Origin of the sequence: Candidatus Pantoea formicae (assembly GCF_011752625.1) — a bacterium.
Taxonomy (GTDB): Bacteria; Pseudomonadota; Gammaproteobacteria; order Enterobacterales; family Enterobacteriaceae; genus Pantoea; species Pantoea formicae.
In genome coordinates this window covers 855,587-871,702 of the sequence record NZ_VWXD01000002.1, presented here as the reverse complement: position 1 = coordinate 871,702, position 16,116 = coordinate 855,587, and the positions used below count along the sequence as shown (strand labels likewise).

16 protein-coding genes, 2 tRNA genes and 2 rRNA genes are annotated in these 16,116 nt (G+C 51.2%); 12 read left to right on the top strand and 8 right to left on the bottom strand.

All coding sequences use genetic code 11. The features are described 5' to 3' along the window. The 4 genes from F3J38_RS08810 to dkgB all read left to right on the top strand — a co-directional run. Window positions 1-107: ribosomal RNA gene (locus F3J38_RS08810) — 23S ribosomal RNA — on the top strand; the annotation flags it as partial. 206 nt (window positions 108-313) lie between these two features. Next, window positions 314-429 (top strand): 5S ribosomal RNA (gene rrf, locus F3J38_RS08805). Window positions 430-531: 102 nt separating this feature from the next. Next, window positions 532-608, top strand: a tRNA-Asp gene (locus F3J38_RS08800). Window positions 609-778: 170 nt separating this feature from the next. Next, window positions 779-1,582, top strand: coding sequence for a 2,5-didehydrogluconate reductase DkgB (dkgB, locus tag F3J38_RS08795; protein WP_167137018.1), 804 nt, complete (start codon window positions 779-781; stop codon window positions 1,580-1,582). A gap of 12 nt (window positions 1,583-1,594) precedes the next feature. On the opposite strand, the gene yafC is transcribed toward dkgB, so the two are convergent. Beyond that, window positions 1,595-2,503: a DNA-binding transcriptional regulator YafC gene (gene yafC / locus F3J38_RS08790; RefSeq protein ID WP_167137015.1), complete on the bottom strand. Its 909-nt coding sequence runs from the start codon at window positions 2,501-2,503 to the stop codon at window positions 1,595-1,597. Window positions 2,504-2,603: 100 nt separating this feature from the next. Between yafC and F3J38_RS08785 the strand changes: the two genes are divergently transcribed. Continuing rightward, window positions 2,604-3,782 (top strand): MFS transporter, encoded by a 1,179-nt coding sequence (locus tag F3J38_RS08785; protein ID WP_167137012.1) that lies wholly within the window; start codon window positions 2,604-2,606, stop codon window positions 3,780-3,782. A gap of 180 nt (window positions 3,783-3,962) precedes the next feature. Continuing rightward, on the top strand, window positions 3,963-4,763 hold the full coding sequence (locus F3J38_RS08780) for an endonuclease/exonuclease/phosphatase family protein (protein ID WP_167137009.1): 801 nt from the start codon (window positions 3,963-3,965) through the stop codon (window positions 4,761-4,763). Here the strand turns inward: F3J38_RS08780 and F3J38_RS08775 are convergent. The 4 genes from F3J38_RS08775 to gloB all read right to left on the bottom strand — a co-directional run bounded on the left by F3J38_RS08775 (window position 4,760) and on the right by gloB (window position 9,264). Continuing rightward, window positions 4,760-5,455, bottom strand: a complete 696-nt coding sequence (locus F3J38_RS08775) for a cyclase family protein (protein WP_167137006.1) — start codon at window positions 5,453-5,455, stop codon at window positions 4,760-4,762. The two genes, F3J38_RS08780 and F3J38_RS08775, sit on opposite strands and share 4 nt — an antisense overlap. A gap of 7 nt (window positions 5,456-5,462) precedes the next feature. After that, window positions 5,463-6,788: an MFS transporter gene (locus tag F3J38_RS08770; protein ID WP_240155920.1), complete on the bottom strand. Its 1,326-nt coding sequence runs from the start codon at window positions 6,786-6,788 to the stop codon at window positions 5,463-5,465. 278 nt (window positions 6,789-7,066) lie between these two features. Continuing rightward, window positions 7,067-8,437 carry a murein transglycosylase D gene (mltD, locus tag F3J38_RS08765; protein ID WP_167137003.1) on the bottom strand — a complete coding sequence of 457 codons (1,371 nt, stop codon included), beginning with the start codon at window positions 8,435-8,437 and terminating at the stop codon, window positions 7,067-7,069. Between the two features lie 71 nt (window positions 8,438-8,508). Then, a complete protein-coding gene (gloB, locus tag F3J38_RS08760) occupies window positions 8,509-9,264 on the bottom strand; it encodes a hydroxyacylglutathione hydrolase (RefSeq protein WP_167137000.1) in 756 nt (251 codons plus the stop codon). 40 nt (window positions 9,265-9,304) lie between these two features. On the opposite strand from gloB, the gene F3J38_RS08755 reads away from it, so the two are divergent. Continuing rightward, a complete protein-coding gene (locus F3J38_RS08755) occupies window positions 9,305-10,039 on the top strand; it encodes a class I SAM-dependent methyltransferase (RefSeq protein WP_167136997.1) in 735 nt (244 codons plus the stop codon). Here the strand turns inward: F3J38_RS08755 and rnhA are convergent. Further along, window positions 10,024-10,491, bottom strand: a complete 468-nt coding sequence (rnhA, locus tag F3J38_RS08750; protein WP_167136994.1) for a ribonuclease HI — start codon at window positions 10,489-10,491, stop codon at window positions 10,024-10,026. The genes F3J38_RS08755 and rnhA overlap by 16 nt on opposite strands. 53 nt (window positions 10,492-10,544) lie before the next feature. Here rnhA and dnaQ point away from each other — a divergent pair, with 53 nt between their 5' ends. Continuing rightward, on the top strand, window positions 10,545-11,276 hold the full coding sequence (gene dnaQ, locus F3J38_RS08745) for a DNA polymerase III subunit epsilon (protein ID WP_167136991.1): 732 nt from the start codon (window positions 10,545-10,547) through the stop codon (window positions 11,274-11,276). A gap of 134 nt (window positions 11,277-11,410) precedes the next feature. Further along, window positions 11,411-11,487 (top strand) — tRNA-Asp (locus F3J38_RS08740). 96 nt (window positions 11,488-11,583) lie between these two features. Here F3J38_RS08740 and F3J38_RS08735 read toward each other — a convergent pair. Next, window positions 11,584-13,065, bottom strand: coding sequence for an NCS1 family nucleobase:cation symporter-1 (locus F3J38_RS08735; RefSeq protein WP_167136988.1), 1,482 nt, complete (start codon window positions 13,063-13,065; stop codon window positions 11,584-11,586). Window positions 13,066-13,210: 145 nt separating this feature from the next. Here F3J38_RS08735 and F3J38_RS08730 point away from each other — a divergent pair, with 145 nt between their 5' ends. Genes F3J38_RS08730 through puuE form a run of 3 tightly spaced genes read left to right on the top strand, consistent with a single transcriptional unit; the run spans window position 13,211 to window position 15,655 of the window. Continuing rightward, window positions 13,211-13,933: a GntR family transcriptional regulator gene (locus F3J38_RS08730; RefSeq protein ID WP_167136985.1), complete on the top strand. Its 723-nt coding sequence runs from the start codon at window positions 13,211-13,213 to the stop codon at window positions 13,931-13,933. Then, complete coding sequence (gene hpxA, locus F3J38_RS08725) at window positions 13,930-14,661, top strand: allantoin racemase (protein WP_167136983.1); 732 nt, start codon at window positions 13,930-13,932, stop codon at window positions 14,659-14,661. The genes F3J38_RS08730 and hpxA overlap by 4 nt, the downstream gene beginning before the upstream one ends. Window positions 14,662-14,695: 34 nt before the next feature. Continuing rightward, on the top strand, window positions 14,696-15,655 hold the full coding sequence (gene puuE / locus F3J38_RS08720; protein ID WP_167136980.1) for an allantoinase PuuE: 960 nt from the start codon (window positions 14,696-14,698) through the stop codon (window positions 15,653-15,655). Window positions 15,656-15,731: 76 nt separating this feature from the next. Here the strand turns inward: puuE and hpxZ are convergent, their stop codons facing one another. Further along, window positions 15,732-16,115: an oxalurate catabolism protein HpxZ gene (gene hpxZ / locus F3J38_RS08715; RefSeq protein WP_167136977.1), complete on the bottom strand. Its 384-nt coding sequence runs from the start codon at window positions 16,113-16,115 to the stop codon at window positions 15,732-15,734. Window position 16,116: the final 1 nt, after the last annotated feature.

Sequence of the window (16,116 nt, the reverse complement as noted above, 5' to 3'; positions counted from 1 at the left end):
TGAGAGTCCTGAAGGGACGTTGAAGACGACGACGTTGATAGGCCGGATGTGTAAGTGCAGCGATGCATTGAGCTAACCGGTACTAATGACCCGTGAGGCTTAACCTTACAACGCCAGAGGCGTTTTTGAGAGACGCGACAGATTTTCAGCTTGATTCATCCGGATAAGATTTAGCGGAAACGAAAGATTTTGCGCAGGGGCAAGGCGCCGACCGAGACGATGTGAAGGAGCATACTGAAGTATGTGACTGAGCAGCGCGAGGGAGAGCAACGCAGCCACGGCGTAAAAGATTCGTTTCGTGCACCAAGATTTGCCTGGCGGCTTTAGCGCGGTGGTCCCACCTGACCCCATGCCGAACTCAGAAGTGAAACGCCGTAGCGCCGATGGTAGTGTGGGGCCTCCCCATGCGAGAGTAGGGAACTGCCAGGCATCAATTTAAGACTCATTCGTGAGTCGTGACCTTTCAGGTGACGCTGAAAGGGCGAAACACCCGAATTCAGAACGATTTTCTGATTTTGGTACAGTATCGGTGGAGCGGTAGTTCAGTTGGTTAGAATACCTGCCTGTCACGCAGGGGGTCGCGGGTTCGAGCCCCGTCCGTTCCGCCACTTAATTGATAAGCCCTGACTTAATAAGTCAGGGCTTTTTCATGTTTAAAATTCAAGCTAGATTGTTGATTTAATCGCAATATTCTTCTGCTTATAAGCGGATTTTTCAGCAATAATAATGCTGCCACAATGCTCCCCATCGAAATCATTCACAAAACGATGAGGAAAACATGACAATACCCGCCTTTGGTCTAGGCACTTTCCGCCTGCAAGACGATGTTGTAATTCATTCCGTAAAGACAGCACTGGAACTGGGTTACCGTGCCATCGATACCGCGCAAATCTATGAAAATGAGGCTGCTGTGGGCCAAGCCATCGCTGAAAGTGGCATAGCGCGTGATCAACTGTTTATTACCACCAAGATTTGGATCGAAAACCTCTCATCTGAAAAACTGATACCGAGTTTGCAGCTTAGCCTGTCCAAATTACGTACTGACTATGTCGATCTTACTTTGATCCACTGGCCATCTCCCGGTGCTGCGGTATCAGTGAAGGAGAGCATGCAAGCATTAAAGGCCGCTAAAGAGATGGGTCTGACAAGACAAATTGGGATATCAAACTTCCCGATTGCGCTAATGAAAGAGGCGATTGAAGCGGTGGGTATCGAAAACATCGCAACCAACCAAATTGAGCTGCATCCTTTCCTACAGAACCGAGAGGTCGTTGAGTTTGCAAAACAGCAAGGGATGCATATCACGTCTTATATGACGCTGGCTTACGGTGAAGCATTGAAGGATGGCACGATTCAGGCTATTGCACAAAAGCATCAGGCAACGCCTGCACAAGTTGTTCTGACTTGGGCGTTACAATCAGGCTATGCAGTTATTCCTTCCTCAACCAAGCGTGAAAATCTGGCCAGTAACATGCAGGCTGCCCGCGTTAAGCTTGATGCGGAAGATATGGCGCAAATCGCGGCCTTGGATCGCCAGCAGAGACTGGTGAGTCCTGAAGGTCTTGCACCAGACTGGGATTAAGTCCGACTTTTATCAGCCCTGCGCTCGCCAGGGCTGATGATTAACCCATTCACTGAGAAAGTCGATAAATGCGCGGACACGCTGACTGACTCCAAGATCGCTGTAGTAAACCGCATTAAAAGGCATTTCAACAGGCACACGTTGTTCTGCCAATATCTCAATGAAGGTCCCATCCGCAATTTCGCTATCGACCATGTAATCAGACAGGCAAGCGATGCCCTGATCATCAAGGCACAGTTGTTTGATAGTTTCACCACTATTCGAGGACATTCCCGGCTCAATATCATAGAGATCGCGGCCATTATCGGAAATTGGCCAACGGTTTAAACGCAAGGGTTCAACAAAGCCAAGGCATTCATGGTGAGCAAGATCTGCTGTGGAAGTAGGAACGCCATATTTCGCTAAATATGCCGGGGTCGCTACCAGCTTGCGATAACTAATAAACAGTAAGCGCGCCCGTAAAGTTGAGTCTGTCAGATTGCCTGCGCGAATGGCAACGTCGACCTTACGTTCAATCAGATTGATAAAACTCTCAGATGAAATCAGCGACAGGCTAACGCCAGGATATCGTTCACGAAAGGGTTTAATCATGGGAAGTATCAAATGCAGGATGACCGGTGTAGCGGCATCAATGCGCAGGACCCCTTTTGGTGCTTGCTGACGCTCCATCAACTCATTCTCGGCAGTAGACATCTCCTGCATCAGTTTTTGCACGCGTCGGAAGTAGTGCTCACCTTCGTGTGTCAGTGCGAGTTGCCGTGTTGTGCGCGTCAGCAATGCCACACCCAATTTGTTCTCAAGCTTTTTCACTGTGCGGCTAACAGCTGAATTGGCCATCTGTAATTGCTCGGCGGCTCGGCTAAAACTGCCGCTTTCGACCACGGCAATAAAGACTCTTAACTCATCTGATGACGCTTTCATTATGCTCTCCACAGCAAAAGTCTATTGTTACTTTGCACCTTTTTGTCATTAAAGCATGAGTCGATAATGACGCCCATCAAAACATTCTTGGGAGTCAATCATGCCACTTGCACTCTGGGCGCTTACTATCAGCGCCTTCGCTATCGGAACCACCGAATTTGTTATCGTGGGTCTGATCCCTACAATTGCAGAACAGCTCAGCATCACACTGCCTTCAGCAGGTATGCTGGTCTCTATCTACGCACTGGGTGTCGCGGTCGGCGCACCTGTACTCACCGCGTTAACTGGAAAGCTGCCGCGTAAGCAGTTGCTCATGGGGCTCATGGTGCTCTTCACGGCAGGTAATTTGGTGGCCTGGTTGGCTCCCAATTATGAGACGCTGGTGATTGCGCGTTTGCTAACAGGGCTAGCACATGGCGTCTTCTTTTCTGTTGGGTCGACGATTGCGACGAGCTTGGTCAGCAAAGAAAAAGCGGCGAGTGCCATCGCCATCATGTTCGGTGGTTTAACCGTAGCGCTGGTCACGGGCGTACCTCTGGGTACCTTGATTGGTCAGCACTTTGGCTGGCGTGAAAGTTTTCTTGCGGTTTCGCTGTTGGGTGTCATTGCATTGCTCAGCAGTATGATTCTGGTGCCGCGTAATATTGCTCAACCTCCCGTTACCACGCTGGCACAACAAGCTCGTGTGATGGTCAATCCACGCCTGTTACTGATTTATGCCATCACGGCGCTGGGCTATGGTGGCGTCTTCACGGCTTTCACTTTTCTGGCGCCGATGATGCAGTCATTGGCTGGGTTCTCACCCTCCGCAGTGAGTGTCATTTTGCTGGGATACGGTATCTCCGTGGCTATCGGTAATATTTGGGGCGGTAAACTGGCCGACCGTCATGGCGCTGTGCCTGCATTAACGCTGATCTTTGCTGCATTGGCCGTATTGTTGCTGCTGTTTCAGTTTACCGCCAGTTCGCACTATATGGCGCTGGTGACAGTTTTGGTGATGGGAATTTTTGCTTTTGCTAACGTGCCGGGGTTACAGGTTTATGTGGTGCAAAAAGCAGAATCTTATGCACCTGGTGCAGTGGACGTGGCTTCAGGTCTGAATATTGCGGCGTTTAATATTGGCATCGCGCTGGGCTCATTAGTGGGGGGGCATATCGTTGAGCACTATGGGTTGGCTCAAACGCCTTGGGTCGGTGCGGTAATCGTGTTTTTCGCGCTTTTACTGGTACGTTTGAGCGGTCAACTTGACAAGTCGCGCGCACAATTAGTGACGGAGTAGAACCACAAAAAATCGCCAGATGAAGTGACCCCCGAAAGTTGGATAGCCAGCAAGTAGGGTTTTTTACTTCAATTGGCTGTGAAGCAAATTCCGACAATGAAGAACATCAATTGAAACCCCGCACTAAAATCCCTATAACTGTCAGGTGAAGTTGTAGTCGTAAATCAGCCAGGCGGGAAAGTGCGAAAAAAAACTTATGCAATGCGTTATGTAGCGGGGCAGCCTGCTGAGCGGATATTTCCGCCAGGGGCGATGTTGCATCTGGGGCAGGCGCTGCCGCCCGGTGCCCCCTTACCTGCGGACCCAGCATTGCGGGTTTTAGTGTGGAACATCTTTAAGCAGCAGCGAGCAGACTGGATGTCAGTACTTCAGGGTTTCGGTAAGGATGCCCATCTGGTGCTGTTGCAGGAAGCACAAACCACACCTGAGCTGGTCAAATTTGCCACGAGTAACTATCTTGCGGCCGACCAGGTTCCAGCCTTTGTTTTGCCTCAGCACCCTTCGGGTGTCATGACGTTGGCTTCTGCACATCCAGTCTATTGCTGCCCGCTGCGGGAGCGCGAACCCTTACTGCGGCTGGCAAAATCGGCGTTGGTGACGGCATACCCTCTCCCGACGGGTGAAATGCTGATGGTCGTGAATATCCATGCGGTGAATTTCAGCCTCGGCGTAGATGTCTATAGCAAACAGCTAGGACCTATTGGTGAGCAAATTCAGCACCATCGCGGGCCTGTTATCATGGCCGGTGATTTTAACGCATGGAGTCGCCAGCGTATGAACGCGCTCTATCGCTTCGCTGAAGAGATGGCATTACGTGAAGTCAACTTCACGGACGACCACCGGCGTAAAGCCTTTGGGCGCCCGTTAGATTTCGTTTTCTACCGAGATATGAAAGTTAGCGAAGCCTCTGTGTTAGTCACTCGGGCGTCTGACCACAATCCTTTACTGGTTGAGTTTACGCCCGGTGCCTTTGCTCGCTAATCTTCAACGAGCGCAATAGCTCGCACTGGCGATGCGGAGCCGTGGGCAATGCGCAGCGGCAAAGCGATAAAGGTAAAGCGAGGTGGCAATAATTGCAGATTCGCCAGATTCTCAATGATCAGCTTGTCATTGCCTAACACCTCCAAATGGACTGGATTACCCTCGTTTCCGAATGCATCTAATGAAAGTGCGTCAGTGCCAAATACCTGTACGCCTTTTCCAATCAAATAGGTTGCGCCTTCCGCTGAGAGCCCTGGCCAGTCTTGCAAAAAGGCGCTGTGTTCGGGTTTAAGCGCCCACTTTTCGTGCCAGCCTGTACGAAAAATCACAATATCATTCGCTTCAATCTGGCCAAACTCTTGTTCCCATCTTTGAATCTCTTCTACACCAAATGTGGTGCGAGGGGCGGTACTTCGCATATCCAGCAACAGGCCACGGCCAATGAGCTGGCGCACGTCAATTTGCTCAATGGTTTTCCCCCCTTCAATAAAATGCGACGGAGAATCCACATGCGTGCCGCAGTGGTCCCCCATCACCAGTTGGCAGTTGTAGTTACCGTCGCCACCTTGGTAGCTTTCGTTATCAGCCACAGTAAATTTGGGGTGCGTTGGCCACACTGGCATGCTGACCTGATGCAAATGGTTGAGTTCAATAAGTTTGCTATTGCGAAGCTGCGTCCATAAATGGGTCATTTCATTCTCACTTCTTCACGTTTACGGTTTCTTTGAGCAAGGCGAGCGGAATGCACGAAAGCAGCAGCATGCCGACAATGACGAGATAATGAACGCTAAAGCCCCATGTATGAATAATCCAACCACTCACAGGCGCGACTAAGATTCCAGCGATGCCAACGGCCAGACCTATCATCAAGCCGAGGCTTGACGCTGCAGCATGTGGGGATGAGTCAATCAACAGCGCATAGGCCACCGGGTAAGGTGAATTGCGGAACACTCCCCAGAAAATTAAAATTGCCCAAGCCAGTGTGGCTGAGTGGATAAAAATGCAGAGTGTGCAGGCGAGAATCCAACCGGCAATGATGAACGTCAGAGAGGTTTTACGCCCGCGTTTATCGGAGAAACTACCCCAGGCAATTTGTCCGATCCATCCTGTGATCCCCGAAGCGCCAGAGATAATCGCGGCGGTAGAGAGATCCAACCCCACCTCACGTGTGAGCTGCAGTGTTAAGAAATTAGCGATACCCATTTCTGCCCAGATAAAACCAAATACCAACGCAATGGCCATCAGGCAGTTGCGATTTTTTAAGCAGCTAAATGAATTCTTCAGGCTCGATTTTTGTGGCTTAGCTTCGATAGGGCGAGTTAACCGATTTTCATCGATCCAATGAAATACGCGTTCATGGTTCTTTTTGGTACCGATGATCAGCTGTAACACCACAATCACCAGCCCAATTAGGGGAATGAATAGAAAAGCGTGGCGCCAGTCACCGAACATCAGGATGGCGGCAATCAGTACGGGTCCAAGGAACTGCCCAAGTGGGAAGCCGGTGTGATGCACACCAATCGCAAAGCCGCGGTTCTCTTTCTGCCACCACTCTCCTAACAACGCGACATTAATGGGTTCTGAGCCGCCCGTTCCCATTCCCATGAATACACGAAGCGCTTGGAAGGCACCCAGCGTCTTACAAAATGCGGTCGCCACTCCTGAAATGATTTCCACCAGAACCGCAAGACACCAGCTGTAGCATCGACGGTAGCCGCTCCCGATGTAATCAGAGAGCAAGCCGAAAACAACGGCACCAGAGAGGGTGCCAAAGAAGCTCAACGAATTAATCCAGCCTGCTTGGACTTCGCTTAAGTTGAAATCCTTCATAATGGCTGGCAGCAAGGTAGGAAGGATGATGCGATCGATGGAGTTCATCAATATTGCCAGTGTCGTAATGACCAGCATTGCCCATGAGAGAGGGTGGGCACGCGGCAGCCAACTCGATTTGTTCGTCATCTTTTGCTGCGGTGTTGAATCTTTTTCGGCAGCATTCAGCTGCTCATTCAAGCTATCACTCATCATCAACCCTTTTCCAACTGATGGTTACAAGCCGCGTCAAAAAAAGCATCCAGCGGCACAATACGCAAATGTTTGTAGCATTTTGGCTACATTGCTTGCGTCTTTTGTTAACCTTAAAGGGCGTGACCTACCATACAAGAATTGCATGGCGGTTATTTGAACAGTATCACGCGCTAAGGTTTTTAATCGGGATTAAAGCCGTAATGAAAAAGGGGTTGGAAAAGCGAGAGTGAAGGGTAGAAAAATGAAAAAGGCTGACAAAAGTCAGCCTTTTCGGAGCATTAAGTATCAGGTGTTGCGCTATTCTTCACAAACAGCGTGAGCTTATCGCCCGGCTGAATGTCTTTAGCGTCACTGTTCCAGCGCATAACGTCTTGTGTGTTCACACCATGACGTTTTGCAATACTGGCAAAAGAATCACCCTTACGTACACGGTAGGTGATGCTGTTGCCGTTATCAGCCAACTGCGTTGCTTTGCCGCCAACGGTCAACTTCTGACCGATGCGAACTGAAGCACTGCGCAGGTTGTTCTGCTGTTTCAGTGCACTGACGCTTACGCCAAGCTTGTTAGCAATTGCTGACAAGGTGTCGCCTTTACGTACCGTGTAATTGTCTCCTGCTGCACTGGCTTTCGCCATTTCAGTAGGCTGCACGGAAGCAATATCACCGGATGCCAGTGAATTGCGTAGCTTAGCAACGTTGGACTTCGGCACCATAATGTAGTGCGGTCCATTTGGCGCAGTGGTGCCGTTTTTATAACCGGCGTTGAAGCTCTTCAACTTGTTGAGCGACATACCCGCCATATCTGCGGCCTGCGTCAGTTCAATTTGCTGTCCCACTTCCACACGTGCTAACGCACGGCTTTCGTTCGGGGTCGGCAACTTGATACCGTACTGCTTGTTGTTCTTAAGGATTTCGCTCAAGGCCAACATTTTAGGTACGTAGACCGTGGTTTCGCGGGGAAGCGATAAATGCCAGAAGTCAGTCGGCTTGCCGCGCGCCTTATTCTGTTTAATCGCTTTCAGCACACGTCCTTCACCGCTGTTATAGGCGGCCACTGTTAACAACCAGTCACCGTCAAACATGCCGTTCAGACGCTGCATCATATCCAGCGCAACTTTGGTCGAGGCCACCACATCGCGGCGCCCGTCGTACCATTGGTTCTGTTTCAAACCATAGTTTTTGCCCGTTTGTGCAACAATCTGCCAGATGCCAGCGGCATTCGCAGAAGATGTTGCATGTGGGTCAAAAGCGCTCTCCACTATGGGTAGCAGTACCAGTTCCATCGGCATTTTACGTTTCTGTATCTGCTCGACTATCCAGTACATGTACGGCTCTGCCCGTAATGTTACATCGTGGAGATAGCTCTTATTTCTTAAGTACTTTGTTTTTTGTTCGCGGATCCGGGGGTTTTCCGGAATCCCCATCTTCAACTCGTCACTAATGTGATTCCAGAGATCAGTATCTTCTGCGAGGCTTGTTCCATCATCCTGCCATCGCGGCGACAACAATCGATCTCCGTACTTTCCATTTTCACCTTGACCAGCTGAAGACAGGCTCTGTGCATGCTGTACGGGGATATTGGCGTCATTCCTTGATGCCTGACATCCTACCAGCAAGACCGAGGCGAGTAAGATCGCTTTAGCCTTCATGTGTGTGTCAATAGTTCGCTTAAAAGACGAGCAACTATACGTTAGGGGTCCACACAACACAACCAGAAATATCAAAAACGGTCTTTCTTCTCGCGTAGATCAGCGAATGTTTGCCATAACGGGGACGAAGCAACATTAGTCCCTAAAGCCTTTTGTAAATCAGGATCTTGCGTACGGAGAAATAAATTTATTTCCCGCTCTAAGCCCAGTTTTGTGGGCAAAGTAATGCGATTTTCTGCACGTAAGTCCTTAATTTGTTGATACCTTGCCAAAATTTTCGGGTCATGGGGCAGAATAGCCGCAGCAAACTTCATATTGGATAAAGTGTACTCATGCGCACAGCAAATCAGAGTATCTGAAGGGAGTTGGTTAAGTTTCTGAAATGAATTGAACATTTGTTCCGCGGTGCCCTCAAAGAGACGTCCGCAGCCACCCGAAAACATCGTATCACCGCAAAAAAGATAAGGTGAACTGAAATATGAGATATGTCCTAAAGTGTGTCCGGGTGTTGCGATGACACGGAAATTTAGCCCAAGCAGCGTAAATTCATCCCCTTCAGCGATAATTCGTTTGGCCCCTTTTTCCTGAGTTTCGGCTGGACCGAAAACCTCGATATCAGGGTAGTGCTGCAGCAATTCTGCGACCCCGCCAACGTGATCGTGATGATGATGGGTCAGCAAAATAGCAACGGGTTTCCAGTGGTTAACCCTGATTTTATCCAGTACCGGTTGGGCTTCTCCGGGATCGACAATCAGACAATTTTTATCATCGTCTGTCAGTGTCCAGATGTAGTTATCCTGCAATGCGGGAATGCTGGTAAGATTCATAAACACCTCTCAGGTCGTAGAATAAGGATGATGGTAGAGCATGAAGCCAGCTAAAACACGCCAGATTCTCACTGCGCCGCGCTCTTGGCGCGATATGCCATGGGGAGACTATTTTCGTGATGCGCTCACGCAGCAGTTACAGCCTTACCTTGGAAAGCTGTATGGCTTTCATATGCTTAAACTTGGCAGCCTTAGCGCAGAAATCAATACCAGCCAGTGTGCCATATCGCATCAGGTGAATGTGGGCATTGAGGGCGATGACCTCCAGGTGATCGCCAACACCACGCAATTACCCTTTGAAGCGAAATCTATCGATGCCTGTTTATTGGCACATACCTTGTCGTGGAGCCAGGACCCGCACCGTGTTTTGCGGGAGGTGGATCGTGTATTGATCGATGACGGTTGGATGATTATCAGCGGCTTCAATCCGTTTAGCCTGTTGGGGATCAGCAAAGGTATTCCCGGCTTGCACAAGCGAGCGCCATGGAGTGGACGTATGTTCAGCCAGACGAGACTGCTTGATTGGCTCAGCTTGCTCAATTACGAAGTGGTGTATCGCACCCGTTTTCAGGTGGTGCCATGGCATAGCCAGGGAGGGAAGGTCATCAGTGCGCATCTGCCTGCGCTGGGGTGCCTCAACATTGTGGTGGCGCGTAAAAGAACCTTCCCTTTAACGCCCACCAAAATGAAGAAAAGTCTAAGCAAAGCGCAACTGCGACAAACGGTTAACGCTACACGTCAGTTCCGCGAAGTGAAGGATCAGGATTCGACCTGATAACCGATATCATCCATCGTTGGATTGCCGGCGGCACTGCGCGCCAGTTCGTCACAGCGTTCGTTTTCCGGGTGGCCGGCGTGACCTTTTACCCACTCCCACTGGATTTCGTGCGTGCTCAGGGCCAGATCGAGCCGTTTCCAGAGATCGACATTTTTCACTGGCTTTTTATCAGCGGTTTTCCAGCCACGTTTTTTCCAGTTATGAATCCAGGTGGTAATGCCCTGGCGCACATACTGGCTATCGGTGCTGAGCACTACGGCACAAGGCTGAGTCAAGGCTTCAAGGGCGACAATCGCCGCCATCATTTCCATACGGTTGTTGGTAGTGAGGCGATAGCCAGTGCTGAACTCTTTTTCATGCGCACCATAACGTAAAATGGCGCCGTAGCCGCCAGGGCCGGGATTACCGAGGCAGGATCCATCGGTGAATATTTCTACCTGTTTGCGCATCTCTGGTAGACTTCCTTCTGACAAAACGCCAAGTCTGACATAAAACGAGTCCTATGAGCACTGCAAATAACCGCCAGATCGTCCTCGATACAGAAACCACCGGCATGAACATGATCGGTGTGCACTATGAAGGACATCGCATCATTGAAATCGGTGCTGTTGAGGTGATTAACCGTCGCCTGACCGGCAATAATTTCCATATGTACCTCAAGCCCGATCGGCTGGTGGACCCGGAAGCGTTTGGCGTTCACGGTATTGCGGATGAATTTCTCGCCGATAAACCCATGTTTGCTGATATCGCCGATGAATTCCTTGATTATATCCGCGGTGCGGAACTGGTGATCCATAACGCCTCGTTCGATATCGGCTTTATGGACTACGAGTTCGGCATGCTGAAGCGTGGCATAGGCAAAACGGACACGTTCTGTCAGGTTACCGATAGCCTGGCCATGGCGCGTAAGATGTATCCAGGCAAGCGCAACAGCTTGGATGCCTTGTGTAACCGCTACGAAATTGATAACAGCAAACGTACGCTACACGGCGCTTTGCTCGATGCCGAGATTCTGGCAGAAGTCTTCCTGATGATGACCGGTGGTCAGACATCGCTGGCCTTTTCACTGGATAGTGAGCAAAGCAGCCAATCGGATGGCGATAATATTCAACGTATTGCGCGTCCAAGTTCGGGTTTGCGCGTGGTCAGCGCCAGCGATGAAGAAATGATCGCACATGAAAGTCGCCTCGACTTAGTGTTGAAAAAGGGCGGCAGCTGCCTGTGGCGAGCCTGATAGGGATGATTTTGTCTGTAAAAGCGGCAGTGAGATGAAAAAAACGGCAAACGAATCATTCCCATAGAAAAAGCGTTGACGGAGGATGAGGCTGCCATTAATATTCGCCTCGTTCTCGACGGGGAACAAAGCGCGGAGCGGTAGTTCAGTTGGTTAGAATACCTGCCTGTCACGCAGGGGGTCGCGGGTTCGAGCCCCGTCCGTTCCGCCAATCATTAAAGAAGCCGATGCAGAAATGCATCGGCTTTTTGCTTTTCCAGTCCGCGCCAAATGTCTGAGTGGGTCGCCATGAATGGCGACCAGCGGCTTAATCTTTCTGTACCGCCACTTTCCCTGGATAGGCTACAGCAGAGACCTCACGGTCGGCGCGTGCCAACCAGCGATAGCAGCCTGCACCCAAAGCCACACCGATAAACCAGCTAAAATTGGCAACGGCATGCAGCGATGGAATAAAGCTGATCACCAAACCAATCCCTACCGACGGCAGCAGGGCGGCAATCGCTTTGGGATTGAAGCCTCCGCGATACCAATAACGGCCTTTCGGCGTGTCATCGAACAGATCATCGACATAGACTTTGCTGCGTTTAATCAGGTAGAAGTCAGCCACCAAAATGCCAAACAGTGGCCCGATAAAGGCACCCAGCACATCCAGGGTGTAGTGAATTAACTCGGGTGACTGGAACAGGTTCCACGGCGTCAGCAGCACCGAACCCACAGCCGCGATCATGCCACCGGTACGGAAACTGATTTTCTGTGGCGAGCAGTTAGAGAAATCAAAGGCCGGGGAGACAAAGTTTGCGACGATATTGATACCGATGGTGGCGATGATCATCGTCAGCAGGCCAATTGCCACGGCGACATCGTTACCAACCATGCTCACGGTTTCAATCGGGTCGGTGATCATGCGGCCAAACAGTGACTGCGTACCTGAAACGATCACCACCGTCACGATGGAGAACAGCAGGAAATTAAAGGGTAAGCCCCAGCGGTTGCCGCGACGGATCTCACCCATACTTTTGCCATAGCGGGAGAAGTCACCAAAGTTGAGCAAGGGGCCGGAGAAATAGGACACGACCAGTGCCGTTGCCGTGATCATCTGCCAGGTTTGCTCTCCCGTACTCAGTTGCTTACTGGCCAGCGTGAAGGAGATACCATCAAAGCCCGTTTTGTATACAATCCAGCCTGCCAGCGCTACCATCACCACATACACCGCTGGACCTGCGACATCGATGAAGCGTTTAATCGCACTCATGCCGTGCCAAAACACCATGGCTTGCAGGAACCACATCACGCTGAAACAACACCAGCCGAGCTGCGATAAACCCAACCAGCTACTTTGCGTCATACTGCTCAGTGCAGGAAAGAACTTCAATAGCACCAGCATCAGAGCGTTAGCGGCAAGATAAGTTTGAATACCGTACCAGGCGAAGGCGATTAACCCGCGAATGACTGCGGGAATGTTGGCGCCAAATACGCCGAATGCCTGACGTGAAATCACGGCGTAAGGCACGCCGGCCATCTGGCTGGGTTTCGCCACCAGATTGGCGCACAGCTGCACAATACAAATGCCCACCAGCAGGCACAGCAGCACCTGCCAACTCGCGAGCCCCAACGTAAAGAAACTGGCGGCGACGACATAGCCGCCCATGCTGTGCACATCGGACATCCAAAAAGAAAAGATGTTGTACCACGACCAGTTCTGATCACGTGTGGGTGCCAGATCCTCGTTGCACAGGCGTGGGCTGTAATGGGCACTGGCCCCAGAGGTCACTTCAGAATGATTTGGCATGAAACCTGCTCCTCTAACAACATGGGAAAAATAATCACTGCGTGAAACGGTATTGCAGGATCCAGGCCAGAATTGATTTCCTGTATACAAAAAATTAATTTCACGTATACGATGTGCGAAGCACAGTCACTTGCCGGAGCAGGTAATGAAGAGTGAAACAGGCCAGAAAACGGCTGCCGATCTGAATGATCGCGACGAACCCATCTATCAAGCGTTGCTAAACGCGATTGTTGAACATCAGCTGCCGCCGGGCAGCAAATTGCCGGAAGAGGCATTGTCAGAGGTATTTGGCGTCAGCCGAACGGGCATTCGTAAAGTGTTGCAACGCCTCGCTGCGGTGCAAATGATCACGCTGTCGCCCAGACGTGGTGCACAAGTGGCAACGCCGGGTGTAGAGGAGGCGCGTGATATCTTTGCCACGCGCAGTTTGTTGGAGTGCGCTAACCTGCCTGCCGTTCTCACTCACCTTCAACCTCCGCATCTTGCTGCGCTGAGTGCCTTAATAGAAGAAGAGCAGCAGGCTCACGAACAACACGACGGTGCTGCCGCCATTCGTTTATCTGCCGCTTTTCATATTCAGTTGCAGGCCATTTCTGGCAATCAAGTGCTGACCGACATGGTGACGCGACTGACGCAACGTTCGTCGTTGGTGATTGCGGCCTATGGTGCTCCGTGGCAGCGCGGTTGCCGTTGTGATCATCATGATCGGCTAGTGGCGTTGCTGCGGCAAAAAGATCTCCCCGCACTCACTCATGCTTTGCAGCATCACTTTGAACACATCGTGACCAGCCTGCACTTTGAGCGCAGTGGTGAAATGCTGCCGGACTTCTCCCGGTTATTTTCCGGTCATAAAGGAACCGCATCATGACGTTGATTCAGGTGATCAACCCTAATACCAGCGTGGCGATGACGGAAACCATCGGCACTGCTGCCCGTGCCGTGGCCGCAGCAGGCACTGAGATTTTGGCGGTATGCCCCAGCCATGGCGTGCCCTCTATTGAAGGTCACTTTGATGAGGCGATTGCGGCGGTAGGCGTGCTTGAACAGGTCAAACTCGGAAAAGCTCAGGGCGTAAGCGGTCATGTGATTGCCTGTTTTGGCGATCCGGGGCTGCTGGCTGCGCGTGAACTGGCGAGCGGCCCGGTGATCGGCATTGCCGAAGCAGCGATGCACACAGCGACCTTGGTGGCCACGCGCTTCTCCATCGTCACTACCTTGCCGCGAACCCTGGTGATCGCGCGTCATTTACTGCAGCAATATGGATTTACCCATCATTGCGCCGCGCTGCATGCCATCGATTTACCGGTATTGGCTCTGGAAGATGGCAGTGGTGTGGCGCAAGAAAAAGTGCGCCAGCGCTGTATACAGGCGAAACGAGAAGATGGCAGCGGTGCGATTGTGCTGGGCTGTGGCGGTATGGCTTCACTGGCGCAGGAACTCACCAAAGAGCTGGGCTTACCGGTGATTGATGGTGTCAGTGCGGCAGTCAAAATGGTGGAGTCGCTGGTGGCACTCGGGTTTGGCACCAGTAAGCATGGTGATTTGGATTATCCGATTGAAAAACCGCTCAGCGGTGCATTTCAGCACCTAAACTAAGGGCTGGTTGAGGACTGACTAAGGAATTTGCAGAATGAGTGATGTATCTGAAAAGAAAGAGTACAGCTTCAACAAAAACTATCCACGTGACCTGATTGGTTATGCGAATCAGCCACCTCATGCACAGTGGCCGGGTAAAGCCAAAGTCGCGGTGCAGTTTGTTTTGAACTATGAAGAGGGCGCGGAAAATAACGTGCTGCACGGCGATGCCGGTTCTGAGCAGTTCCTGTCCGATATTATTGGTGCAGCCAGCTATGCCGATCGCCATATGTCGATGGATTCGCTGTATGAGTACGGTTCACGCGCGGGGTTCTGGCGTATCCACAACGAATTCCAAAAGCGTGGATTACCCTTAACGGTGTTTGGCGTCGCGATGGCGCTGGCACGTCATCCTGAAATCGTCGAGGCAATCAAAGCGGCGGAGTACGATGTGGTGAGCCATGGTTGGCGCTGGATCCATTACCAGTCGATGGATGCCAAAACAGAGCGTCAACATATGCAGCAAGCTGTCGATGTGCTGCGCGATCTTTTTGGTAAAGCACCCACCGGCTGGTACACCGGCCGAGACAGTCCGAATACTCGCCGTTTGGTGGTAGAGCAGGGCGGCTTTAGTTACGACAGCGATTACTACGGCGATGATTTACCCTTCTGGACTCAGGTGACCTGTCAGGATGGGACGGTGAAGCCGCATTTGATCATTCCCTACACGCTGGAGTGTAATGACATGCGTTTTGCCTCACCGCAGGGCTTCAATACCGCTGAGCAGTTCTTTGTCTATCTGCGCGATACCTTTGACGTGTTGTATGAAGAGGGCGACACCTCGCCGAAAATGATGTCGATTGGCATGCATTGTCGTTTGCTCGGGCGTCCGGGAAAGTTCCGTGCCCTGCAGCGTTTCCTTGATCACATTCAGCAGCATGAAAATGTGTGGATCTGTACGCGCCAGCAGATAGCTGAGCACTGGATGGAGAACCACCCAGCACCCAATGCGTAAACACCTCTGTTTGTAGGGTGCGCATTGATGCGCACCTGACAGTACAGGTCAGCATAAATGCTGACCCTACAAGCCATTAGCTCATCAAACTCACCTGCGCGGCCACAATGCGCCAACCACAGGGTAATCTCACCCAGGTTTGCTGCTGGCGACCTATTTTTTCTACGCCATCGCGGGTGAACTCGGTGCTGCACACGGCATAATCATCACCAAAGGTGGTGATCACGGTGTTGCGCAACGTTCGATCCAGCCCCTTCGAAGGACGTGCGGCACGAAAGGCGCGAATCTCATCGATGCCATAAAGATTTTCACCGGCACCTAAGCGCACCGTGCGATCGTCATGCCAGAACAGCTCATCCAGCACCGCCACATCATTACTGATCAGTGCCTGCTCGTAACGGTAAAACGCAGTGGTCACTTCAGCGAGTATCGCCGGGCGGTCAATATGTTCAGGTGTCATT